The organism is candidate division KSB1 bacterium, from assembly GCA_034505495.1.
In the GTDB taxonomy this organism is placed as follows: Bacteria; Zhuqueibacterota; Zhuqueibacteria; order Residuimicrobiales; family Krinioviventaceae; genus Fontimicrobium_A.
In genome coordinates, this window is sequence record JAPDQV010000006.1 from 74,008 (window position 1) to 97,430 (window position 23,423).

The following is a 23,423-nucleotide window of genomic DNA, read 5'->3' on the forward strand; positions in this document are numbered from 1 at the left end:
GTCATTGACCTCCGAAAGGATGATGGAAAAGCGGGCGCTCGCCCAAAATCGCCGTCTTGCTCAGTCCGGGCCGCGCGTGCAGCGTTACGATTCGCGTGATTCGCTCACTGACGTTTCCGGCATAGTCTTCGGCAAAAAAGGTCAATTGATAGTCGCCGAGGGGCTGCGTCGGATCAAAAATGGCCGTAATGGAGTAGACGCCGTCTCCGGCCGTCTGATCACCGCGCCAACCGTCGTCCCAACCCTTAAAGTCCTCATTCCAGGGCAGACCGTTGTCGTAGAGCATAAAGGGGCTATTTTTTGAATAGGTGCCGTCCGGCTTTTTCCACTCCATTTTGACAAACTTGACGTCCTGCAGGGATTGAGGATCGACGACGCGAACGGTTATAAGAAAGGCGGTCATCATGCCGGCACCGGGCAAAGGAATCGAGTCGGGATGAACAAATTCAACCAACCTGGGCGGTTCATTATCGATCAAAATACGCTTTTCGAACACGTTGCTGCCGGTCATGGACCGATCGAACGCCTGGAAAGACAGATCATACTCGCCCTTTTTTCCGGCCGCAAAAGATGAATCTATCGCCGTTTCGAATCGACCTGCCTCTGCTTTCGACGTCAAATCTATTGCAAAGGCTCGAGCTCCGCTTCGAAAGGCCGTGCAGCGCACCACGAGCAAATCTTCCAATCCATTGGAATCTGCTGCAGCAGCCGCAAACCTCATCTGACCTTTGAATCCGCTGGGCAGACGATCAGGCGCTTCTACGGCGAGCAAAACCGGCGGACTGTTTTTGATCGAAAGGACGGTCGTTTCGAGCGGAGAAATGACGGCAGCACCGCGGCCGATCGCTTCAAAACGCCAAAGCAATTCCGAGGTCTGCGAGAGCGCCGCATTCCAGAGCAGTTTGCAGGTAAAAATGTTGTCGAATGCAGCCTGATCGCCGGATTCGGGGTGTACGGCACCGCCGTCGTCGAACAGACTGGATTGCAGGACCTCCTGTTGCGCCGCAAACACTCTCAATCGGACCGAATCAGCCTGGGCATTGCCGATCAGCTTGACTTCGACGGTATAACTCCTCCCGGGGTTGACTACCGAGGGAATCCGGTGCTTTTCGAGAACGGCACTGTCCGGCTCAGCAGGTGCCGGCAGCTCGCGCGTACAGGCCGAAAGCAAAAACACCGCAGTCATGAAATACTGCGGCTTGAAGACACTTTGGAGAAAAACCATCTTATCCCCTTTTCAGGTGCATGATATAAAAGACCGGCATTGTTATGCAGAAAAAAATTTCTTTTTGCCGTCGGTCCAAAATTTCGAGAATCCGCATCGGCTGCCTGCACCACGGCCCTTTTCTCGCCGTAAAAAAACTGCGCGGCTAAGGCTTTGCGTCGGTAGTCTCGACCGCCGAACGTCTGAACCACCGCAGCAGGTCGGCGTGAGTTGGTACTGTAACGTCAGCCTCCTGCAAATGTTCCTCTTTGAGGGTAGTCATGACGGCCACGCAGAACATACCGGCGGCCTTGGCGGCGCGGATTCCCTGAGGTGCATTTTCGACCACTAAGCAGGCTGCAGGAGGTACACCAAGTCGACCGGCAGCTTCCAAATAGGGGTCAGGCCACGGTTTGCCCCGCGCCGTATCGCCGTCGGCGATGATGACATCCAGCTGTCCCAGTACCTCCGCATCGACGACGGCGACAAGATTCTCCCGCTTGGTGCCGGTGACCAGCCCGACGGCGATGCCTCTTTCTTTGGCCGCCGCTATGATCTGTAAAATCTCCGGAAAGAGTCGAGGCCGATGCAGCCCACGGAACCGTTCATTCTTGGCGCGAATGAGAGCCTCCAGCCGATCTTCATCCAACTTTAAGCCGCAAGATTCCGTTACGGCGCGCGCGATCTCGATCACAGGCCTGCCTTCGTTCAGCTTGACGACCATCGGATCGAACGGCACACCGTAGCTTTCATGCAAAACCTGTCGCCATGCCGCCAGATGATCCGGCAGCGTGTCGGCAAAAACGCCGTCAAAGTCGAAAAAAACGGCGCGGATTTCCTTCATTCGGCTAATAGTTCAAACCGACAGCGTCGCGTGCTTTTTCGAGGTATTTGCGGGCAATCGGCCGGGTCTTTTCGGCGCCGTAGCGCATGACATCGCGGAGATAGTCCGGATCATTAATCAGCCTTTCTCGCTTTTCGCGATAAGGCTCGAAATAGTTCCAGATCAGCTCGACCAGTTCCTTTTTAACGTCGGAGTATTTGAGGCCGGGCTTGAGGTAGCGTTCGCGCAGCTCCGCCTTGCCCTGCTCATCGAGGAAAAGAGACGTAATGGCAAATAGCGTGCAGTGATCCGGATCCTTCGGCTCGTCCACACCCCGTGCATCCGTGACAATTGACATCACTTTTTTGCGCAGTTCTTCCTTGGGAGCGAACAATTCTATGGTGTTGCCGTAAGACTTGCTCATTTTTTGGCCGTCGAGGCCTGGAATCACGGCCAGCTCTTCCTGAATGTCCGCCTCGGGAATGACGAAAACCTCGCCGAAGCGGTAATTGAATTTCTGCGCAATGTCGCGCGTCATTTCGATGTGCTGCTTTTGATCCTTGCCGACGGGAACCAGCTCGGCGCCGTAAAGCAGAATGTCCGCCGCCATCAGCACCGGATAAGCGAACAGACCATGATTCGGTTCGATGCCCTTGGCCAGTTTATCTTTATAAGAGTGCGCACGCTGCAAAAGCCCCATTTCCGTAACGTTGGAAAGAATCCACGTCAGTTCGGTCACCTCGGGAATATCCGCCTGCACGTAAAAGTAGGATTTTTCCGGATCGATTCCGAGCGCCAAAAAATCCGCGCACGCTTCGAAGGTGTTTTTGCGCAGAACAGCGGCGTCCTGCACCGTCGTCAAAGCATGGTAATTGACGATGAAGCAAAAGAGTTCATGATTGGCCTGATACTCGATCATGCGCTTCATCATGGCGAAATAGTTACCCAAATGAAGCGCGCCCGAAGGTTGAATGCCTGACAAAACTCGCAACGAAGCATCTCCTCTGTTTCGATTCATAATAATGTACGAAAACAATTAAAAAGATAAAAGAGGGATGGTCTCCAGGAAAGCATTTGATTTTGTGAACCCCTTTTCGTATGTTTGGCCGACACTTTACGCGAGGCATGTTATGAAAGTTGAAGAATTGATTCGATTGGAGAATGAGTACGGGGCGCATAATTACAATCCGTTGGATGTGGTCATTGCGCGCGGCAGAGGAGTTTGGGTTTACGACGTCGAGGGGAAAAAGTACCTCGACTTTTTGAGCGCCTACTCGGCAGTCAATCAAGGTCACGCTCATCCGCGGCTGATCAAGGCGGCCAAACGGCAAATGAAGCGGATTACCCTCACTTCCCGTGCCTTCCGCAACGATCAGCTGCCGCTGCTTTGCCGTGATCTTTGTCAGCTGACCGGCTTTGACCGCGTGCTGCCGATGAACAGCGGCGCCGAGGCGGTGGAAACAGCCATCAAGGCCGTGCGCAAGTGGGCCTATACCGTCAAGGGCGTGCCGAAGGACCAAGCCGAGATCATTGTCGCCGCCGGCAACTTTCACGGGCGGACCACAACGATCATCAGCTTTTCCACCGAAGAGCAGTATCGCTTCGGATTCGGGCCGTTTACACCGGGTTTTGTCATTGTGCCGTTCGGCGATGCCGAAGCGCTGGCCCGCGCCGTTACCCCCAACACCGCCGCCGTTCTCATCGAGCCGGTCCAGGGTGAAGGCGGAATCAATGTTCCCCCGGAAGGCTATTTGCGTGAGATCGAACAGATCTGCCGAAAAAACAATGTGCTGTTCATCGTGGATGAAATCCAAACCGGCCTTGGGCGCTGCGGTCGCCTCTTTGCCTATCAATTCGAAGGCGTTTCGCCCGACGGCATTATCATCGGCAAAGGGCTTGCCGGCGGCTTTTATCCGATTTCCGCGTTCATCGCCCGCAAAGAGGTCATGGATGTCTTTACACCGGGCGACCACGGCAGCACGTTCGGCGGCAATCCGCTCGCCTGCGCCATCGCCCGCGAGGCGCTCAAGATCATCATCGACGAAAATCTACCGGAACGCGCTCGCGAACTCGGCGATTATTTCATGGCCAAACTCAATACGATCGATAAAAAGCATATCAAAGAAGTGCGGGGCCAGGGACTGTTGATCGGCGTCGATTTAAAGCCGGAAGCCGGCGGAGCCCGTCGCTTTTGCGAGGCGTTGCGCAGGGAAGGCCTTTTGTGCAAAGAGACGCACGAGACGATCATCCGATTCGCCCCGCCGCTGGTCATTAAGAAGAAGGAACTCGACTGGGCTTTCGAAAGAGTAAAAAAGGTTCTGGAAACCTTGTAAACCTTTTTCGTCACCTACAAATAATCAGCACACAAATTCAGCCGTTGACTCCATAAGGCGAACAAAGGTTCCCGCTTGCGGGCCAAGCCTTGGAATGAATAATGAAAATTTACCCTTTTTCTTCCCTGCAAGACTAGAATTTATACACTCGCGTTAGTGAAAATTAGATTCTTTACCGGATCAATAGTCTTAATCTCCCTCTTTTCCTTCCGACTTGCGAACATTTCTTTAGTTTTTTCGTTTATTCAATGTCTACCATAATTCTTAACTTTTAAAATCATTTTTTAACAGCCGGGATCAACGGCGGCAGCCGGCCGCCGACAGCTCATGATAAGGATTTTCGATGGTGCAGCCGGAAATTGCTTGGCCGCCCGCCGTCAAAAGCTTTACCATTGAGGAGGAGTCAAAATGCAAAAAATGACGCTGGTCGTTCTACTGTTGACATGGACTGCGACCGCTTGGGCGCAAAACCAGGTTACTGTCTATGCCGATTCAGCAACTGTTCAAATCAGCAAACACATCTACGGCCATTTCATCGAGCACATCAGCGGCGTCATCTATGACGGGCTGTTTGTGGGCAAGGAAAACAAGACCATTCCCAACACCTTCGGCGTGCGGAATGACGTCATCGAAGCTCTCCTGAAGCTCAAGGTTCCGAATTTGCGCTGGCCCGGCGGCTGTTTTGCCGACACCTATCATTGGATGGATGCAATCGGTCCGCAAAGCGAACGGAAACCGATCGAAAACCTGGCATGGGGCAACTATCGCGAGGACAACAGCTTTGGTACGCACGAGTTCCTCGATCTATGCGAACTGCTGGGTGCCGAGCCTTACTTGGCCGTTAACGTCAACACCGGTACTGTTCAGGAAGCCGTCGAATGGGTTCAGTATGTTAACCACGCCAACGGCACCAGTTGGCTGACCGATCTGCGCGCCAAGAACGGCCGCGACAAACCGTGGCGGGTCAAATTCTGGGGAATCGGCAACGAATCATGGGATTGCGGCGGCTCCATGACCGTCGATCATTACATCAACCTTTACAAGCAATTCGCCACGGCTATGACCAACTATTACAATTCAGAGAGGCTGTTTCGCATTGCAGTGGGGCCGGGCGTTCCGGATTACGAGTGGACGGAAAGCCTTATGAAAAACATTCCTGCTCGACGCTTCGAAGGTATTTCCATCCATCACTATGCCGTGAATTGGGCGCATAAAAGTTCCTCCTATGATTTTAATGAAGAGGAATATTTTGATACGATGCAGAGAGCTTGGTTCATGGAAGAGTTTATTACTCGAAACAGTCAAGTAATGGACAAGTATGACCCGCAGAAACGGGTGGCGCTGGTTGTGGACGAATGGGGCGGTTGGTACGATCGCGACCCGCGCGGCATCGGCGCGCTTTATCAGCAGAACACCATCCGTGACGCCATGATTGCAGGGCTGACTTTAAACATCTTTAATGATCACGCCGACCGCGTACGCATGGCCAATCTGGCCCAGATGGTCAACTGCCTGCAGTCGATTATCTTAACGCAAAACGAAAAAATGATCCTCACCCCGACTTACCATGTGATGGAAATGTACAACGTGCATCAGGATGCGAAACTTGTACCGACTAAAATCACTTCAAGCGATTATGTTCTCAAGGATAAAAAGATCCAGGCGCTCTCTGTTTCTTCTTCAATCGACCAAAGCGGCAAGCTGCACATCTCGTTGACCAATATCGATTCCCGCAACGGGCAAAAGGTCGATATCAAGCTTCAAGGATTCCCAGCAAAGAAAGCAAGCGGCAGGATTTTGACCTCGGCAAAAATTCAGGATCACAATACGTTTGAAAATCCCAATCGCGTGGTCCCTCAACCGTTTACCGTCTTTACGCTTAAGGATAACCGCCTTTCTGTCGAACTGCCGCCGCACGCGGTTGTGGTCCTTGAACTCACTAAATAAAGGTTGATTTGTCTCTGATTCTAAGGTTCATTGCTTTAAATTTTCTAATAAAAACAACCGCTTCAATCGGCTTGTCCAAAGGAGGTGAATAAGAGGATTTTCAAGTACAAATTGTAAACGGAAGGCTGCATGAGCAATTTTCGGAATCGGTAGATAATAATTCAATCAAAACTGTGAGGAGGAGGCAATGAAATCACTCATGACTCGGCTGTTTATCATTTTTTCAATTTTGTGCTCGGTTGTTACGGCGCAGACTGATCCGGGAACCGAAAATCTAACTCACTGGTGGCCGTTCGATGACGGTACAGCCAACGACCAAGTGGGCGCTGCTCACGGTACGGTAATCGGCAACGCCGTTATTGCCAACGGCTCGCTTTATATCGAATCGTTGGATCAATGGATTGAGCTGCCGGGGGACATTATCGGCATTCCTGATTATAAAGCGGTCACCGTGGCGGTTTGGTTTACACCTACTGCCGACGCCAATAACGGCTATCACATGGTTGTCTATTTCGGCGACAGCCTCAACGGCTTCGGTTCGAACGGGTTTTTCATTTCTCCCTGCCGCGGCGACAATGTGAGCCGAGCCGCCATTTCCTGCGGTCAGATAACCAATCCCTGGGAAAAAGAAAACGGCGTTAATGGTCCCGAAACCAACGACGGGATTCTCCACCACATGGTGGTGACGATCGATGACGCAGAACTCAATTTTTATGTCGACGGCGAATGGATGGGCGTTGCCGAGTTGACAGGCGACAATGCGCTCTACAACATCAGCCCCAATTACGCTTATATCGGTCGCGGCGGCTATACTGCCGATCCGGTGCTGCTGAGCGAAATCCACGACGTCCGCATTTATAACCGTGTCTTGACCGGCGACGAAGTGGCGTATCTCTATCAGCATTTCCCGAGCGCCGGTGTTCAAGATCGCGGCGATATGGCGCCGCAGGCTTTTCAATTGGCGCAAAACTATCCGAACCCGTTTAACCCGTCCACGACCATTGAATACACTTTAACGAATCCAGGAAATGCGACCCTGACGGTCTATAATGCCGTCGGAGAGAAGATTGCCGTCTTGGCGAACGGATTCCATCAGAGCGGTCTGCATCGGGCAACTTGGCGGGGTACGGATGATTTGGGCCGCCCAGTCAACAGCGGTGTCTACTTTTACAGATTGGAAGCTGAAGGAAAAGCGCTCACACAAAAGATGCTTCTCGTTCGTTAGGCAGCGCTTTTCCCGCTTTATCTTACGGGAAAAAACTCGGCGCCTTTAATCGACGCCGAGTTTTTTTATTTAGGTTAAAGAGTAAAAAAGAGGGAGAATAGATTTTATTCGCATCGCGTACACCGGCCTCTCACAAAGCCTATTTCCACCCATCCCAATCCGCGATCATCTCCATGCGCAGCTGCACACGGCCGTCTGCCTGCCAGGTCTCCGAGGTATTGTAGTCCCATTTTAGATACTCCGACCCGCCGCCGCTTTCGGTGGTGATCAGAAAACGATTTTCCAAATGCCCGAAAAAGCGGGCCTGCGTGCGCGGCGAATCCTGATCACCGCCGCTGGGATCGACCGGAACCCAGCCGACGTTGGGGAGATAGACCTCGACCCAACGGTGATAAATGTAATCAAACGAAGCCTCTTCACCGCGGGTGACGACGGATCCGACGTACCGTGCCGGCAGTCCTGACGCCCGACACATGGCAATATAAACAAAAGCATATTCGGAGCACGAGCCTGAACCGCGCTGCAGAACCGTCGGCGCCACATCCCAGCCTCCTATCCGCTTGTAAACCATGCGCTCGCGCAAATAGTCGTAGATGTCGCGGGCAATCCAGTAAGCATTGTCGGGCCGTTTGACCGCCTCTTTGACGGCTGTTTGTATTACCGGATCCGATAAGCGGTACTTGTCCTCATCGACCAAATAGCGGCGCCGTATCTCCGGCGGAATCTCGGCCAAGGAGCCGATCTTTTCCGGAAATAGGAAATAGTTGACCTCATAGATTTTGGCTTTGACGCGCATGGAAGAAACCAGGCGTTCACCCGGCTTGAGGGAGGCTTTTTTAAAGCAAACGACCTGCTGCTCCCAGCGGTCTGTCAGTTCGGCGTCGGGCGGCCGGATAAAGTCCACGGCAATTATTTCCTGGGTCGGTCGATTTTTGGGCAAAGCCAAATAGACGTTCAAATCGATCACCGTCCCCGGCCCGAAATTAATCACCTCATGCTTTACGGTAACGACGGCGCGGCGCTCGTTGGCTCGCGAGTAGAGAGCGTCGGAAAAGACCAGTACCTGTGCCAGCTGATCCTGCTGATAGTCCGCCACCCAAAGGCTGTTCTGAGCCCAAACCATACCCCAGGGATAAGGGCCCGGAGCAGGAAGAATCATGACCACCCGGCCGCTCTCCGGCTCGATGCGGTAGAGCTCATCCGTAGATCGGTCTGCAAGCCAGAGAAAAGCGCCGTCCCAAGCCAAACCGCGGGGATCCTCGGCCGGTGCTTTCAGAGTTTTGATGGTGGTGCCGTCGTCGGGACTGATCTGATAAATTTCGCGCGTGCCGTTGTCGGCAACCCAAAGATAGGTGCCGTCCCAAGTCAGGCCCTGCGGATCGGAAGCCGGAGCCATGATGACCTTGAGCGTACGGCCTGTCTGCGGATCGACGCGATAGATCTTGCCGCTGTAGGCTTCGGCGGAGGTGTTGGTAAAGTCCATGTCGGCAACCCAGAGCGCATTGCCGTCCCAGGCGAGAGCGGTGCAGAAATAACCTGGCGCATCGAAACTTTTGCCGACCTTGCCGGTGCGGATATCCAAACGATAGAGCTTGTCGGCCTCACGATCTGCCGTCCAGAACGCTTCACCGTCGAATGTCAGGCCGGTTACGAATGATGTCGGCAAGGAAAGCGTTTTCTTGACCGTTCCAGGGACATCGGCATAAAGAGCAAAGGAAAGACACAGCAGACTGAGGAGAAAAAGCAGCCGAGGCATATACGCTCCTGTTATTTGAAAGGGAAAACCAAAGCTGATACAAGCCGAACTATTTGGGCTGCAGATAGCAATTATAGAGATGCGTTGCAGCCCTTATAAAAAGGTCGACAATTTCCTTCAAATCTGCAAGAGCTTCTCCACCAGACTTTCCCGCCCCGCCGTTCTATTCGTCGTCTCACAAAGGCCGATCAAAATGAAGGCGTTCTCCCCCCATAGATTTTAAATAATCGACTCGTTCCGGCAAAAGCAGAGCTGTTTTCAAACCGTCAAGTGTTAAAATTGCCCTTTCAGACCGGCCGTGAAGGTGCGCGGCGGCATAAGGTTGCTTTCCATCGGCGCATAGTTGTACTGCAGCAGGTTGTTGACGCCGAGCATCAGCGAGACGGCTCCCCAGTCGTATGAAGCGCGCACATCCCAAAACTTCATCGGCACGCGGTCGTTGATGGGATAGATCTTGACCTCGTCGATTTTAGAGGCGTAGCGGTAATCGAGCTGCAGCTGCAGATGTTCGATTTTGAGCGAGGCTTTGCCGGTAAAAAGCGTCTTCGGTCGATAGGTGAGGGGTTCATGCCATTTCAAATCCTCGTGATCCATCCAGGTGCCGGTGAGCGTAAGACCAGGAGTAACGGAAAGACCTGCGAGGCGCAGAGTGGTGCTCCAATTGGTCGTCGCCTCCAGGCCTTCGATGACCGCATCGGCGACATTCCGGAACTGAATCTGGCCGCGGATCAGGTCGAGATGCGCCTCGATCAGGTTATCGTAGCGATTGTGAAAAAGTGAAACGTCAAAATTCCAGTTTTCGCCGATATATTGGCGTACGCCGATATCGTACGCCCAACAGGATTCCGCCTTAAGAGCGGGATTGGATTTGATTTTGAAATTCATGATTGCCAATTCCAGAAACCGCTCGACGATGGTGGCGGCACGAAATCCGCTGCCGGCGGAAGCGCGAAAACTTGTGCTTTTCCAAGGCTGCCAATTCAGACCAATACGCGGGCTCCACAAATCCTCACGTTTACCTCCATGCAGCTGATAGCGGTCGTAGCGGACACCGGTTGTCAAACGAAGATTCTTTCTCATCCGCCATTCATTCTGCACGTAAGGCCCAATGAACGAGCCGCGATGACTGCCGAAATACTTGGTACTGCCGGCATCCAGCTGGTATTGCACGCCGAAGGTGATGGTGTGGGCGGAATGCGGAATCCAGTCGGCCTGCGCCTCGACGCCCTGGCCGATGGCCGGATTGAAATCCGCCGCGCTGCCGAACTCGTTGCCCATCAACGTGCGTACTAAGGAGGCGCGCAAATTAAAACCGAACACCGGCGACAACGGCACGGCCAGCTTCATATAGGTGTTCAATTGATTGGTTTGGGCATAATTGTTGAGATTTTTCGGATCCACTTCATAAGGGTCATTCTGCCCTTTCCATTGTACAAAAAAGCCGCGGTCGATGTAACTGTACGAGGCATAGCCGGTCCATTTGATGCCGCCGGAGAAACGATAATCCAGCTTGACGGTGGCGACATATTTCAGCGCATCGCCCAGCTGCTGATAGCCGGTCGTTTCCATTCGGCCGGCCGACAGCCGCAGCCCCAGATTTCCAAAGCGCCTTCCATAGCTCAGATCGGCGCGGTTGTACCAAAGTCGCGAATGGTCGGTCCAGTACCATTCTTTATAGTAGGGCTTATCGAACTTTCCGGAGGAAAAAGACCAAAGAAAACGCCCTTCCGGCGTCGGGTCTTTGGTGATGATGTTGACGACGCCGCCGAGCGCCGACGCCCCCCACAGCGTCGAACCGGCGCCTTTGAGAATTTCGACCTGTTCAATGTCCAGCGGCGGCAGCATGTCCCAATTGAACTGACCCGTGTCGCTCGCATAGACCGGCACGCCGTCCAACAGCAAAAGCACTTTGTTGCCGGCGCCGAAAGTATACCCTGTAGATCCGCGGATATTGATTTGATCGCCGATAAAGTTGACTCCCGGCGCCGTCTCCAGAGCTTCTTTAATGTCGACGGCATTGCGCCGCTCGATGTCACGCGCCGTGACCACCGAAATGGAAACGTTCGCTTCATCGAGGCGTTGCTTGGACTTTCCGGCAATCACGACGACGGGATCCATTTCGATGTACGTCTCTTCGAGCGCTGCATCGATTCGTGTCTCACGGTTGATCTGCACGCGTACGTCGGTTGCCTGCATGCTGCGATAACCCATCATCGAAATGCGCAGCGAATAGATTCCAGGCGGCAATTTTTGCACGACGTACCGCCCGTCGGCATCGGTGCTTGCACCGTAAATGGTGCCGATCACCACTACATTGGCGCCGGGAAGCGGTAGTCCTGTTTTAGCATCCGTAACTCGTCCGGAAATTGTTCCAAAGGTCTGCTGCGCCCACAGCAGACCGCTCAAGGAAAGCAGCGATGCAAGTAGGGTAACAGTTTTCATACGCCTATTCCCCCAGCCGTTTCATCTTTTTCCAATCGACAAAAATGTCGACGTTCTGCGCCACATCGCCGGGTTTAAGGCGAAGTGAGCCGAGGCGCGTGCTGTCTTCCGGACTTTTGTATTCACCTGCAATCGAGAATTCGTTCAAGCCGGCATGCTCCGGCAGCCAAAAAACGGCGATGTAGCCGACGCTGCCGCTGCGCACGGGCAACCGGTACTTGTAGGGATTTTGGTTCATTTTGATGCTGAAATCCAGCGATTTGAGCTGGATGAGGTAATCGACGTCGCCGACCGGTTTGCTTTTAAAGGCGGCAACAGCGACAATGTCGGTATCCTTGGGAAAGGGGCCGCTGAAATAAACTGTGCCCTCGATCGCCGCATCGCGGTCGACTTTGGCCCAATTGACCGGCAGTTGAATGTCAACCACCGGCTTTTCAGGCGTAATATCGAACCCTAACGGCTTGAGGCCGCTCGTATAGTCGATGGGTATGGCAAGGACGTCGGCTAAATTGCTTTCCACGTCTTTGCTGTACCACCACAGCGCCAGGGCATCGTAATGGCCGTAAGGCAGCGCCAGCTGATGAAAGACCGTATCCTGATCGATCGGCAGGCTGTTGGGACTGTGATAGACCTCATTGATGGCGTGCGGCGGAAATTTCGGCGCCACCATCAGGTAAATGCCCTGCGTGTTCTTGGGCGGCGTATTGCGAAAATATACGGTCAAATTGAGCGTGCCCGGCAGCGGCGCCAGGCCATGGTCGATGTCACAGCGGTAAATGGACGTTACGAGAATAAAAAGAATCACAATAAGAGCCCAAAAATGAAAAATTCGCCTCTTTGTCCGCATCACCTTTCCTCCCCAAAACATGTTATTTCACCAACAGCATTTTTTTCGTAACCATCCATTGTCCTTGTTTCAACCGATAAAGATAAATGCCCGAACCGACACCGCTGCCTTGATCATCGCGTCCGTCCCATTCCGCCGAGTGATCTCCAAAAGTCTGTTCTTCATCGACTAACCGTGCAAGACATTGCCCTTTCAAGTTCAGAATTTCGAGCGTAACGCGGCCCGATTCCTTCAAAGTATAATCGATCCTCGTCGCCTGATTAAACGGATTAGGATAATTCTGCAAAAGCCGTAACGTCTCCGGTGGTTGATCCGAAGCATTGCTAACCTCCATCGGATACCAATTTGCGATCACCGGATTTTCAACATTGTAGGCCAGCTGTTCGGCAAACGCACGATCCTTGTTCTTTTCGACGAAATAAGCAATAAAACCTAGTTCCAAACTCTGGCTGTTAAGTATTTTCAAGCCGTGGTCGCCGTAGGACTTGCCGTCGCCGGTGTCGCCTCCTTCGACATAGCTCTGATCGTCCTGGCCGCCGTTCCGATTGTCGTGCCAATACAATTCGAGTTTTTTATAGGTGGTGTCTTCGATGACGAGATAAGAAAAAAACGTTCCCTGCTCGCCGCTGAGCATCATCCATTCACGGATCATGCCCTTGGAATTGAGCGTGCGATTGACGCCGGCGTCAGGATTTCCGTCGACCAGTACACCGTTGTTGTTGGGGTTATAGAATTTCATGCCGACGGCATTCTCGTTGAAATCCCACGACTGACGCACCAAGTCGAAATTGATGGCGATGTCATCCGGGTCCGGAAAGAGTTCGCGCAGCTTTTTAGGATCGAGGCTGCCGCCGCCCTCCAAACTGCCGCTGAAAGGATAGAATTTGGTCTTGACGTAAAAAGCCACGTCGTTCAGCGTTAGTTCCCCCAAGCGAATGGTCTGCCGCACTTCGCGGGTCAAGCGAACGACCGGATTCGGTGTGACATTCAAATACCCCTGTTCAGGATCCTGCGGAGCAAAAACGTAAAAGTTTTCGCGATCGTTAAGGGCAGGCAGATCATTAAGTCCCGGAGTGAGCGAGATCATACCGAGATCCACCAGGCCGATCAAGCGGATTTTTTGCGTGTCGAAAATATCGACGCCGCTGCCGTAAGGCGGGAAAAAGCGGATATCTTCGATCAGTCCGCTCGGCCGCGCCATGCGCACCGAGTAAACCGAATTGCCGACCACGTCATTGGTGATGTCGTAGGAAAATCGATAAGGCGCGGGAATTTCTTTATTTTCCGATGATCGCACCAAGTAAGCAAAGGCGACTTGATCGCGACGGTTCGGGTCGCGCACCGCCAGAGTTCGGCGCAGACCATCCTTGACGTCAACGCCGTTCCAGGCCTCTTTCGGCGCCTCGGGCCCCAAATCGCGCACCAAAAAGACCAGCTCGTCGTCGGCATCCAGTAAGCCGTCATCCAAAATAGCCTGCTTTTTTCCCATGACCCAGGCTTCCGGATTGGCGTAGTAGTGCCGCGTGCGCGTGGGACTGAAAATATCCTGAGTAAGGATTTTCTCATCGATTTGAAACGGAATAACTTTCAGTTTTTGTGCGGCGGGATCATATGCGTAGAGGTAAATTTCATTGATGGGAACGTTATAGAACTGACTCAATACGCCGCCGTACAGGACGACGGGTTCATACTGTCGGTCTTCGATAAGCGAGCCGGCCAATACGGCCGTGCCTACTGCAGCAAAAAGAGCGACTATCAACAGTCGTTTTTGCATGGTTGCCTCCGTTTATCGATTTCGGGCATCTATCGGCAACTCTGTGCAGTTGCCTTCTCTATCGATCAATAAAAAGGTTTCCCAAAGATTGATTGTCGAACAAACATGACGCGGCGCCGCTACTACATAATCACCGATATCGAGGGTCGTACTTGTCGGCACGGCGACGACAGTGTGCTCTTCGCTCCAGCTTAAGGCTTTCATGCCTGGCACGCTGAATCGCTCTATCGGACCCTGATCCGCGCCCCAGCGCTTATGGCCGATGTTCAAAGTGATCTTGCCAGGCGCCGGTCGATCGATTACCTGCGCTAAAAGCACGGCGGCCGTCTCAAAGACACCCGGCAACAGCTCATCCGTAAGGCTGTCGGAATACACCCACGTTCCGGGTGAAAAATAAACTCGAGTCGGTAAAGCCGCAGAGCCTAGAATCTGTGCATCGGACAGGAAAGCCGGCGTACCGGCAACGATCGTCATGGGCGGCGGCGCGCCGGCTGCTGCAAATCGACGAACCAGCCGGATAACCTGCGACATGCTCGCCTGCGCCTGCGCGAATCGCTCCGTCTCGCTGCGCTGATGGACGTGACCGTCGTAAGCGTGCAGCCCGGCAAATTCTACGTTTCGGCAGCCGCGCAGCATCAGATAAAGATCCCACGCTTTTTCCGGCGGGCATCCTGTCCGATCCATGCCGACGTTGACGTCGATCAGTACGTTCCAACGTACCGGCAGTCGACACAAATATTCAAGATGTTGCGGATGACCCGCCTGCACATAAAGATCGAGATCGGGGCGCGCCTCCGCAAATTCAGCGACCTGTTCAACGTCATTGGGCAGCAGGGGGTAAGCAATAAAAATCCGCTTTGCACCTGCATCCGCCAGCATCTGCAGCTCATTCAACGTCGATTTAAAAAACGAAATTCCGGCTGCCGCCAGCTTTTTCGTCGTCCAAATTGATTTATGCGTCTTGACATGCGGACAGAGCGCGTCCAAACCGAGCGGCGGCTCAAGGTTGGCCAATAGTCGACGCATGGCTTCGATATTGCGTTCGACCCGATCTTCAAAGACCAGCAGCTGCGGCGTGCGAATCGTTTCTACCCTGTTAATTCGATAGGGCCGTGGAGACTTTTCCAGATAAAAGTCCATATTAGTTGATGATCAGTTTTTCGGTGCGCAGTTCCCTGGTCTCGGAAAACTGCAGAAAATATACCCCGGGCGGCACAAGAGAACCGTCGGCTTGTCGGCCGTCCCACAGAATGGCGCCGCGCCCGTCCTCTGTCGCAACGCCGGTAAAAACGGCGGCCTGCTGACCCAGTACGTTGAAAAGCAGCAGGCGATGCTCTCCGGGAGGCGCTTCGAACTCAAAACGTACGTTCTTCATCTGCCTCGGATTGAAGGGATTGGGATAGGCGGGCAAAAGGCGGAAACTGCGCGGCGACCAAAAGCGACGCCTGGTGGAACTGGGAACGTACCGCTGTTCACGCACCGTCAGCTTTAACGGATTTTGATCCCATCGCACAATCCGCTCGGCGAAATCGGCGTCGAGGTTTGGCTCTGTGACAAAGTAAGCCTTGTAGTTGACGATCAACTTGTCTGCGATCAGAGCGCTGCCGGTTGCCTTGACCATGATGCCGCTGTCGCCGATGGATTTGCCGTCGCCGGTATCTACCGTGCCGTCGCCGCTTTTGCCTGCGGCGTTGTCATGATAATAAAAAAGCTTTTTCGAGTTTTTCATCGGCGATAATTCAAAAATCAGCAAAACGGCCCCCTGAGTGCCGGAGATCAGCACCCAGTTGTTCTCCACTCCGCCGGTCACTGGCTCGACGACCGCATCCGGATTCCCGTCGACCGTCAGACCGTCGCGATTAAACGGCGAAAACACTTTCATGCCGCGGGCGTTCTCGCTGAGGTCGAGCGACTGACGCAGCAGCTGCACACCGAATATGGACAAGATGGCGGCGTCGAGATCGGTCTCGGCGGAGATTTTGAACGAGTTGGGGAAATAATGAAAATGGTAATCAAAGGTCGAGCGCTTGGGCAGCAATGGCAGCTTGAGCTTTTCGAGCAAAAAATTGGCCTTGATAATGTGAAAGGCGCGCACCGGGCCGGGGATGAAAAAGACGACCTCACTGCCGGTCTGCGATTCAACATAATCCTCGTTAATATCGTAGGCCGGCCCGATGAACATCTTGCCGGCCAGCCGCAGCTTGAAGCGGTCGATCAGATCGGCACGATCGGCTCCGAGCGCCAGATAATCCATCCAGCCGTTGCGGTTATGACCGAGGGCAAAGGCATCGGTTTTGATGGTATCGGCGGCGGGTGCATCGCTTGGACCCGGCGAATAGCGCAACGCCTGCGGCAAAGCCGGTTTGCTGCCGACCCTGCGGTAAAGATAAAGCCAGCCGCGTTTCCCCGAATCCAGGGGATCGGAAAACTCTAGTTCGATGCGCGCTTCGGCCTGCGAGGCGGGGTCGTTCAACCATTGCCACGCGGATGCACGGTCGCCCAAATGCTCGGGCAGCACCGCCAGCTCATCCGTCGCATCGGTCGAGTCGCTGGGAAAGCGCTCGATCTTGCCTTTCTTATCCAGTTTGTCGAACTGAAACGGCACCGCCTGCCACTCATTGCGATCGGCATCATAGCGAAAAGCCGTCCATTCGTCGATGCGCAGATTCAACAGTAAGGGGTGATTACACGACTGCAGGATCGGCACATATCGTCGGTCGATGCCGTTCTTTTGCGCCGATGCGGTGCCGAAAACAACGGTAATAATAAACCAGAGAGTTACGAGTTTATTTTTCTTCATCATCCTAATCCTTCCCAATTCGCAGGCCGACCCGGCTGTTATCTTTAGGTCCTGCGCTAAAAGTGACCTTCGACAACCAAAGCATAGTTGCGAATCTCTCCCAGAACGCGCTCGGATACGGTATAGTTGTAGTTGAGCGCGTTCCGCACCAAAAACCGGAAGAGCAACCGCTGCAGGCGAAAAGTGGCCCGAATATCGACAAGCTTCATAGCCACCCGCTCATCCAACGGGTAAACAGCCACTCTCGGAAGACGGGCAACGTAACGGTAATCTGCTTCCAGGCTGAGGCGGCGCCAATGCAGCGCCGGCGTGACGGCAGCGGTAAAGCGCGGTCTGTAAACCAACGGCTCGCCCGATTCGATTTCGCGCGGATTCATCCAAACCGCATTGGCGTGAAGCTCAAGACGTTCCTTCCAAAGCCGAAAGCGCATCTCCGTTTCCAAGCCGTCGATGCGTGCGGCGGGTGTGTTGATGAATTGGGCCGTTAAATCGTTGAACAGCGTCGGCTCGATCAAGTGATCGAACCGATTAAAAAAACAAGCCGCTTCGAAGGAAAACCGTTCGCCGACGTTTTGTCGAAGACCGATATCGAGCAGCGTCGACCGCTCGGGTTCCAGAGCCGGATTGGCGCGCCAACGGAAATCCGAAGAACCTGCTTCCAAAAATCGCTCGACGACCGTTGCGGCGCGAAAGGCGCGGCCGTAAGAGGCGTGCAGCACCGTGCCGGGGAACATCTGCCAGCTGAAGCCGATTTTGGGACTGATCTGCGTTTCGATCGAATCGCCGACGAGCACATAATTATCCCACCGCAAACCGGCATTGATCTGAAGCAGCTCGCTGAGCTTCCAGATTTCCTGAATATAAGGCGACAACCCGTCGGCGGTTCGCCTGCCGTAATAGCTGGATTCGACGGCGTCAAATTTGTAATCCAGGCCGATTGCCAGACTGTGATCCGGCTTCGGCTTCCACTGCCACTGCAGTTCACCGCCCAAGCCGGCAGCCGGTGCGAATGTGCCGGACAAGTCGAACGGGATGCCCACCAGCTGCTGATTGTACGACAGCCTCACTTTAATTGCCGAGGCAGGAGAAAATAATTTATTCAAAACCGCATAGCCGACATAACCTCGGAGTCCCACAGTTTTGCCGCTATCATAGGGCGGCACCTGCAGAGCGTGGTCTTGTTCCAACCATTGCAGAAACAAACCACGGTCTTCTTCACTGTAGGTTGAAAAAAGCGTGAGGGTCGAATTGCCCGGCAGCTGCGCATGCGCTTTTCCGGTCAAATACCAGCGTGTGAATTGTCCGTTTTCACGGTCGCCGGTAGAAACATGCCGAGTTGCCGCCAACCGGACGCCGACGCGCCCGAACGTGTTCGACCAACTGAAATCCGTCTTTTCATAATGGCGCAGCTCGTCGGTCCATCGCCATTGCGGCACCGAAGGGCGGTCGTACACCCCGACAGTCTGGCGAAAAGAGATCGTGTTGCCGAGGCTGGGCTGCTTGGTCCGCACGGCGATCACGCCGGAAAGGGCGCCGGAACCGTAAAGCGCCGAGGAAGCGCCCTTGGATACTTCGATGAGCTCCACTTCGGTGATCGGGACGAGATTCCAATTGGTCTCGCCCAGGTCGCCGGTGAGCATGGGCACATCGTCCAACAGCACCAAAGCACGGCTGCCGCCCAGTCGGTTGTAGCCGGAACCGCCGCGAATATTGACTTGTTCGCCTATCAACGTCACACCGGATACATGCGTCAAAGCCTCATCGATACGGAAGGAAGCGCGGCGCTGCAGCTCTTCTTTGCTCAGCACATGAATGCTGCCGGCAGCCGAAGCCAGGATTTCCGGCTGCCGAGAACCGGTCACCACCACCTGCTCGCCGACCAAAGGCGCAGACTTGAGGGAGAACTCCAACTCCGCAGTCTCGCCGGCTGAAAGGCGAACAACGACCGTCTCCGAGCGGTAGCCGATATAAGCAGCTTTGACGCGGTATTCTCCGGGAGGCACATGACGAATGGCAAACCGCCCGTCGGCGGTGGAGCTTGAACCTAAAAACGTATTGACGATAAAAACATTAGCGCCCGGCAGCGGTCGACCGCTCTCAGCTTCGACGACGCGCCCCACGATCGTCGCCTCCTGCGCGGCGACCCGCAGCATCAACCCCATGACGATGGCACATGCCGACAGTTTGTTCACGTTTCGCCCTTGGTCTATGGAGTCACCAAAATCCAGTCGCAGACAATATCGATGTTTTCGGCGACGGGTTGATCTTTTGTCAAATAGATCGTTTTATGCTCGAACTTGAAACTGTCAGGATCAAAACCGTAAAAGCCGAATATGCGGGTATAGTCCCACGGTTGGCCGCGCTTTTTCCAAACCGCCCCGACGAACTCGTATTTCGACAATGGAGCAGGTAAATCGTAGGCAGGCCGCGGTTGGCTCAAATCGACCGAAGTGTTGGAAAATACCGCATCGTTCAGGCTGATGTTTTCGGCGTCGAGCGTTTTGGTCAGAGCGATGATGCGGACGGCCTCGAAATAATCCGGTCGAAGCGACATGTCGGGCAGAATGACATGACCGCGAATGCGGGACTTGCTCACCCCCAAGCCGTGATCGATTTCGCAGGCTGCTGCGGTCAAAAGAAGGACCGCAAAAGGCATTGTCTTCAAAAGACGCCATTGCCGCCGTCTCATAAAAGCTCCCATGATTTCATCCATTTGACGTTTCGGAAGACGACAATGTGTACAGCCGAATTGCCTGCTCCGCTCGATATGGGGTTTCAGTGATGCCCGCCTTCGAACATCTTTTCTCCGGCTGTAACAGGGAACGGTAAAATATTCTGCGGCGGCGGTAAAGGACAAGTAGCGTACGGTGTAAAAACACAGGGCGGATTGTAGGACTTGTTAAAATCGATTACGGTTTTGCCTTCGGCATCGGGGCGGGGAACGTAGAGGAAGCGACCGCCGCCGTAGGTTGACTCACCGTTGGTGGCATCCCCGAAAACGATAAAATATTCGCTTTCCCCCTGGCCGACGATATCCAGACGATATTCCTGCCCGTTCCGCACAAAAATCAGCGCGCCGGGACAGGCTTCTCGAGTCGTTTGGCCAAGGGCATTTACAACGTGAATGGTCTTGCCGCTGTCATAGGGCTGAAAACGCGCAGGAATGGCCCAAGACGGGTCAATAGGATAGCAGTCAATACCCTTGAATCGCTTCAAGAGATCGCTTTCCGTGTCTTTTAGGCGAATGCCGAAGCGGTCGCCGCGTTTGATCACATAGAACAACAGACTGCGATGCGTCAAAATCGTCGGCTCGCCGTCGTCGGCAATCAAAGGCAGGGTACTGACTCGTTCGCCATGACAGCGAATGTCTGCTCCTGTGGCAGCCCTCACGGTCACGGCGCCGTCGTTGAGGATAAAGACGCCTAGAAAAGGATCGGCTTTGTCGTCGGGAAAAACGAGGTCATTACCTGAATCCGAACCGAAGGAATTTTCTCCCTCCCTCAACCAAAACAGGCCGATTAGGCTTAGCCAGCCGTCCGGCCGCTTGAGATTGTTGATGCGCTGCTGCCGCCAAGCCTCGACGCTCTGCACATAATCATCGCTGAAAAGCAGCGCTGCAAAGATCAAAATGAACAAAATGACCGTTGATCGGCTTCTTTTCATTTTTCCTGCTCTACTCTATTCAATAAACAGTTCGACATGCTCAAAACGATCGACGTCCACCAAACCTCGATCGGTCAACTTGAGCTGGGGAATGACCGGCAGGGCCATAAAGGAGAGCGTCATCAAGGGGTCTTTGAGGCGGGAACCCAAATGCAGAGCCGCATCGGTCAACCGTTGCATTTGCAGGCTGACCGTCTCCAGCGGCTGATTGGACATAAGCCCAGCGATCGGCAATTCCACGGCGGCCAGCACCTCACCGTCCGCAACCGCCACCATGCCGCCGCCGATTTTATTCAAAAAGGTTACTGCTTTTAAAATGTCGCGATCATCAACGCCGACGACGATAAGGTTGTGACTGTCATGAGCAACGGAAGATGCAATCGCGCCGCGCTGAAGACCAAAACCGCGAACAAGCCCCCTTCCGATATTGCCCGATGCTCGATGCCGTTCCAGAACAAACAGCTTGAGAATATCGCGCTCGGTATCCGAAACTACGAACCCGTCTTGCGTTTTTACCTCTGCCTCGAAAGAGCGGGTAATAATCTGATCGGGCACCACTTCGATGACGCGCGCCCTGCGGCCGGCCGCCGGAATCTTGAATTCGTTACCGTCCAGCCAGCGAATGTTGACGCTGCCGCGCAGACCGACACGGGGCCGAACCGGCGGCTCGATGACCATACGGCCGTTTTTTGCCGCCAACCGGCCGTTTTTATAAACGCAAAGTATATTGAGCGTCGAAAAATCGTCAAACACAACCAGGTCGGCCAATCGGCCCGGAGCTACGGCGCCCAGCCGGTTGAGACCGAAATACTCGGCTGTATTGAGCGTCGCCATGCGGACGGCGCTCACCGGCGGCAGCCCTTTTCGGATCGCGGAGCGGACAATGTAATTGATGTGCGCCTCGGCCAAGATGTCCTGCGGGTGGCGGTCGTCGGTGCAGAACATGATGCGACGCTCGTTCTCGGGCGTCACCAGAGGCAGCAGATCGTCCAGGTTTTTTGTTGCAGTTCCCTCACGAATCATGATGAACATGCCGAGCCGCAGCTTTTCGCGCGCTTCTTCCACGGTCGTACACTCGTGATCCGACTGAACTCCTGCGGCGATGTAGGCATTGAGGTCTTTGCCGCTTAACCCGGGCGCATGTCCGTCTATGCGCTTGCCGTCGACAATGCGAAGCTTGTCCAACACATCCGGCTCCGCCGCCAAAACGCCGGGAAAATTCATCATCTCTCCCAAGCCGACCACCCATCGTTCCCGCAAAAAAGGAAACAGATCAAAAGCGCGCAGCTCGCTTCCGGCGGTTTCCAAAGGCGAGGCCGGCACGCAGGAGGAAAGGGTAAAAAAAACGTTGAGCGGGTTGTATTTACTTGACTCCATCATGTAGCGGATGCCCTCGTAGCCGAGGACATTGGCGATCTCGTGCGGATCGGCAATCACCGATGTGGTGCCGAGCGGCAGAACGGCGCGGGTGAACTGCGGCACCTCTACCATCGAGCTTTCGATGTGCACATGTGCGTCGATAAACCCGGGCGCCGCCAAGCTGCCGTCCAAATCGACCGTCTCTTTGGCCTCATAACCGTCGCCCAAGCCGACGATAGTTTCGCCGTAAATCGCGACATCGGTGCGGATAATCTCGCCGGAAAAAACATTGACGACGCGTCCGTTTTTGAGAAGCAGGTCAACCTCTTTCTCGCCGCGCGCCGCCTGAATAATGTCCTTTAACATAGAACCGCTTTTCCCGCTTCATTTGTCGGTTTGCTTGTCAAACAGAGCAATGGCGGAGATTATTTCGACAAGCAGCTTCTGCAGTCTTTGGCCGGCCGATTCGGCGGTTTGCATCACCTCTTCGTGCGTCAAAGGCTCGGCAGAGAGACCGGCTGCGGCGTTGGTGATAAGCGCCAGACCGAGAACGTTTAGATGCCGTTGACGGGCAACGATCACTTCCGGCGCCGTGGACATCGAAACGGCGTCGCCGCCCAATCGGCGCAAAGCGCGCACCTCGGCAGGCGTCTCATAGTTGGGACCGGTCACCCAGCAGAATACTCCCCGCCGCAGCGGTATTTCCAGTTTGGCCGCCGCCTGCTCGGCCAAACGACACAAATGCGCATCGAACGGCTTTGACATATCCGGAAAACGGGGGCCGAGCAGATTTTCCGGCCTGCCGCGCAAAGGGTTTTTGCCGGCAAAATTAATCAAATCGGCGATGAGCATCAAATCACCGGCGCGAAAATCGGGGTTGAGGCCGCCGCAGGCGGTGGTCAGAATCAAATTGCGGATACCCAATCCGGCGACGAGGTGGACGTAATAGGTCGCTTCAGCTAAAGAATAGCCTTCATAATAGTGCACGCGCCCCTGAATGCAAAGGACCGGCGCATTGAGCCGGCCGAAGATCCATCGTCCGGCATGGCCGGGCACTGTAGAAACCGGGTAGTGCGGTATGCTGCGAACATCAATGATGACGGGCGTTTGCAGCGCTTCGGCGACTCCTCCCATGCCGGAACCCAAAACCACAGCCGCTGAGGGAGTCTGCGGAATCAGCGGCCTTAAGAAGGCCAAAGATTCGCGAACTTTATCCTTTAATGTCATGCCTTGGCGTTCCGCCATGTCTG

General features: G+C 54.2%; 17 protein-coding genes. 3 read left to right on the top strand and 14 right to left on the bottom strand.

Translation table 11 applies throughout. The features are described 5' to 3' along the window. Position 1: 1 nt before the first annotated feature. The 3 genes from ONB24_04225 to trpS all read right to left on the bottom strand — a co-directional run bounded on the left by ONB24_04225 (position 2) and on the right by trpS (position 3,018). The gene (locus ONB24_04225) at positions 2 to 1,225 is read right to left on the bottom strand and encodes a hypothetical protein (GenBank protein ID MDZ7315311.1); all 1,224 of its coding nucleotides are present in this window, start codon (positions 1,223 to 1,225) and stop codon (positions 2 to 4) included. A gap of 145 nt (positions 1,226 to 1,370) precedes the next feature. Beyond that, the gene (locus ONB24_04230) at positions 1,371 to 2,048 is read right to left on the bottom strand and encodes an HAD-IA family hydrolase (GenBank protein ID MDZ7315312.1); all 678 of its coding nucleotides are present in this window, start codon (positions 2,046 to 2,048) and stop codon (positions 1,371 to 1,373) included. A gap of 4 nt (positions 2,049 to 2,052) precedes the next feature. Then, a complete protein-coding gene (trpS, locus tag ONB24_04235) occupies positions 2,053 to 3,018 on the bottom strand; it encodes a tryptophan--tRNA ligase (GenBank protein MDZ7315313.1) in 966 nt (321 codons plus the stop codon). 139 nt (positions 3,019 to 3,157) lie between these two features. Here trpS and rocD point away from each other — a divergent pair, with 139 nt between their 5' ends. From rocD to ONB24_04250, 3 genes are all read left to right on the top strand, one after another. After that, positions 3,158 to 4,360, top strand: a complete 1,203-nt coding sequence (rocD, locus tag ONB24_04240; protein MDZ7315314.1) for an ornithine--oxo-acid transaminase — start codon at positions 3,158 to 3,160, stop codon at positions 4,358 to 4,360. Positions 4,361 to 4,768: 408 nt separating this feature from the next. Beyond that, the gene (locus ONB24_04245) at positions 4,769 to 6,307 is read left to right on the top strand and encodes an alpha-N-arabinofuranosidase (GenBank protein ID MDZ7315315.1); all 1,539 of its coding nucleotides are present in this window, start codon (positions 4,769 to 4,771) and stop codon (positions 6,305 to 6,307) included. 187 nt (positions 6,308 to 6,494) lie between these two features. After that, a complete protein-coding gene (locus tag ONB24_04250; protein ID MDZ7315316.1) occupies positions 6,495 to 7,532 on the top strand; it encodes a T9SS type A sorting domain-containing protein in 1,038 nt (345 codons plus the stop codon). Positions 7,533 to 7,671: 139 nt separating this feature from the next. On the opposite strand, the gene ONB24_04255 is transcribed toward ONB24_04250, so the two are convergent. From ONB24_04255 to ONB24_04305, 11 genes are all read right to left on the bottom strand, one after another. Continuing rightward, positions 7,672 to 9,288 (bottom strand): SMP-30/gluconolactonase/LRE family protein, encoded by a 1,617-nt coding sequence (locus ONB24_04255; GenBank protein ID MDZ7315317.1) that lies wholly within the window; start codon positions 9,286 to 9,288, stop codon positions 7,672 to 7,674. A gap of 273 nt (positions 9,289 to 9,561) precedes the next feature. Beyond that, positions 9,562 to 11,730, bottom strand: coding sequence for a TonB-dependent receptor (locus ONB24_04260; protein MDZ7315318.1), 2,169 nt, complete (start codon positions 11,728 to 11,730; stop codon positions 9,562 to 9,564). A gap of 4 nt (positions 11,731 to 11,734) precedes the next feature. Beyond that, on the bottom strand, positions 11,735 to 12,580 hold the full coding sequence (locus ONB24_04265) for a hypothetical protein (GenBank protein ID MDZ7315319.1): 846 nt from the start codon (positions 12,578 to 12,580) through the stop codon (positions 11,735 to 11,737). Positions 12,581 to 12,599: 19 nt separating this feature from the next. Beyond that, the gene (locus tag ONB24_04270) at positions 12,600 to 14,351 is read right to left on the bottom strand and encodes a T9SS type A sorting domain-containing protein (GenBank protein ID MDZ7315320.1); all 1,752 of its coding nucleotides are present in this window, start codon (positions 14,349 to 14,351) and stop codon (positions 12,600 to 12,602) included. Positions 14,352 to 14,363: 12 nt separating this feature from the next. Next, entirely contained in the window at positions 14,364 to 15,491 is a 1,128-nt protein-coding gene (locus ONB24_04275) for an alanine racemase (GenBank protein ID MDZ7315321.1), read from the bottom strand. A gap of 1 nt (position 15,492) precedes the next feature. Further along, a complete protein-coding gene (locus ONB24_04280) occupies positions 15,493 to 17,154 on the bottom strand; it encodes a T9SS type A sorting domain-containing protein (GenBank protein MDZ7315322.1) in 1,662 nt (553 codons plus the stop codon). Between the two features lie 53 nt (positions 17,155 to 17,207). Further along, complete coding sequence (locus ONB24_04285) at positions 17,208 to 19,343, bottom strand: TonB-dependent receptor (protein ID MDZ7315323.1); 2,136 nt, start codon at positions 19,341 to 19,343, stop codon at positions 17,208 to 17,210. A gap of 14 nt (positions 19,344 to 19,357) precedes the next feature. Next, positions 19,358 to 19,840 (bottom strand): hypothetical protein, encoded by a 483-nt coding sequence (locus tag ONB24_04290; protein MDZ7315324.1) that lies wholly within the window; start codon positions 19,838 to 19,840, stop codon positions 19,358 to 19,360. An 86-nt stretch (positions 19,841 to 19,926) separates the two neighbouring features. Next, entirely contained in the window at positions 19,927 to 20,814 is an 888-nt protein-coding gene (locus ONB24_04295) for a DUF1684 domain-containing protein (GenBank protein ID MDZ7315325.1), read from the bottom strand. Between the two features lie 15 nt (positions 20,815 to 20,829). Then, positions 20,830 to 22,539 (bottom strand): adenine deaminase, encoded by a 1,710-nt coding sequence (ade, locus tag ONB24_04300; protein MDZ7315326.1) that lies wholly within the window; start codon positions 22,537 to 22,539, stop codon positions 20,830 to 20,832. Between the two features lie 18 nt (positions 22,540 to 22,557). After that, positions 22,558 to 23,418 carry a purine-nucleoside phosphorylase gene (locus tag ONB24_04305; protein ID MDZ7315327.1) on the bottom strand — a complete coding sequence of 287 codons (861 nt, stop codon included), beginning with the start codon at positions 23,416 to 23,418 and terminating at the stop codon, positions 22,558 to 22,560. Positions 23,419 to 23,423: the final 5 nt, after the last annotated feature.

Bases quoted from the DNA above. Each gene is read 5' to 3' on its own strand.
- ONB24_04290 (MDZ7315324.1), bottom strand. From the start codon at position 19,840: ATGAGACGGCGGCAATGGCGTCTTTTGAAGACAATGCCTTTTGCGGTC.
- ONB24_04305 (MDZ7315327.1), bottom strand. From the start codon at position 23,418: ATGGCGGAACGCCAAGGCATGACATTAAAGGATAAAGTTCGCGAATCT.
- ONB24_04275 (MDZ7315321.1), bottom strand. From the start codon at position 15,491: ATGGACTTTTATCTGGAAAAGTCTCCACGGCCCTATCGAATTAACAGG.
- rocD (MDZ7315314.1), top strand. From the start codon at position 3,158: ATGAAAGTTGAAGAATTGATTCGATTGGAGAATGAGTACGGGGCGCAT.
- ONB24_04255 (MDZ7315317.1), bottom strand. From the start codon at position 9,288: ATGCCTCGGCTGCTTTTTCTCCTCAGTCTGCTGTGTCTTTCCTTTGCT.
- ONB24_04225 (MDZ7315311.1), bottom strand. From the start codon at position 1,225: ATGGTTTTTCTCCAAAGTGTCTTCAAGCCGCAGTATTTCATGACTGCG.
- ade (MDZ7315326.1), bottom strand. From the start codon at position 22,539: ATGTTAAAGGACATTATTCAGGCGGCGCGCGGCGAGAAAGAGGTTGAC.
- ONB24_04280 (MDZ7315322.1), bottom strand. From the start codon at position 17,154: ATGATGAAGAAAAATAAACTCGTAACTCTCTGGTTTATTATTACCGTT.
- ONB24_04270 (MDZ7315320.1), bottom strand. From the start codon at position 14,351: ATGCAAAAACGACTGTTGATAGTCGCTCTTTTTGCTGCAGTAGGCACG.
- ONB24_04245 (MDZ7315315.1), top strand. From the start codon at position 4,769: ATGCAAAAAATGACGCTGGTCGTTCTACTGTTGACATGGACTGCGACC.
- ONB24_04260 (MDZ7315318.1), bottom strand. From the start codon at position 11,730: ATGAAAACTGTTACCCTACTTGCATCGCTGCTTTCCTTGAGCGGTCTG.
- ONB24_04250 (MDZ7315316.1), top strand. From the start codon at position 6,495: ATGAAATCACTCATGACTCGGCTGTTTATCATTTTTTCAATTTTGTGC.
- ONB24_04295 (MDZ7315325.1), bottom strand. From the start codon at position 20,814: ATGAAAAGAAGCCGATCAACGGTCATTTTGTTCATTTTGATCTTTGCA.
- ONB24_04230 (MDZ7315312.1), bottom strand. From the start codon at position 2,048: ATGAAGGAAATCCGCGCCGTTTTTTTCGACTTTGACGGCGTTTTTGCC.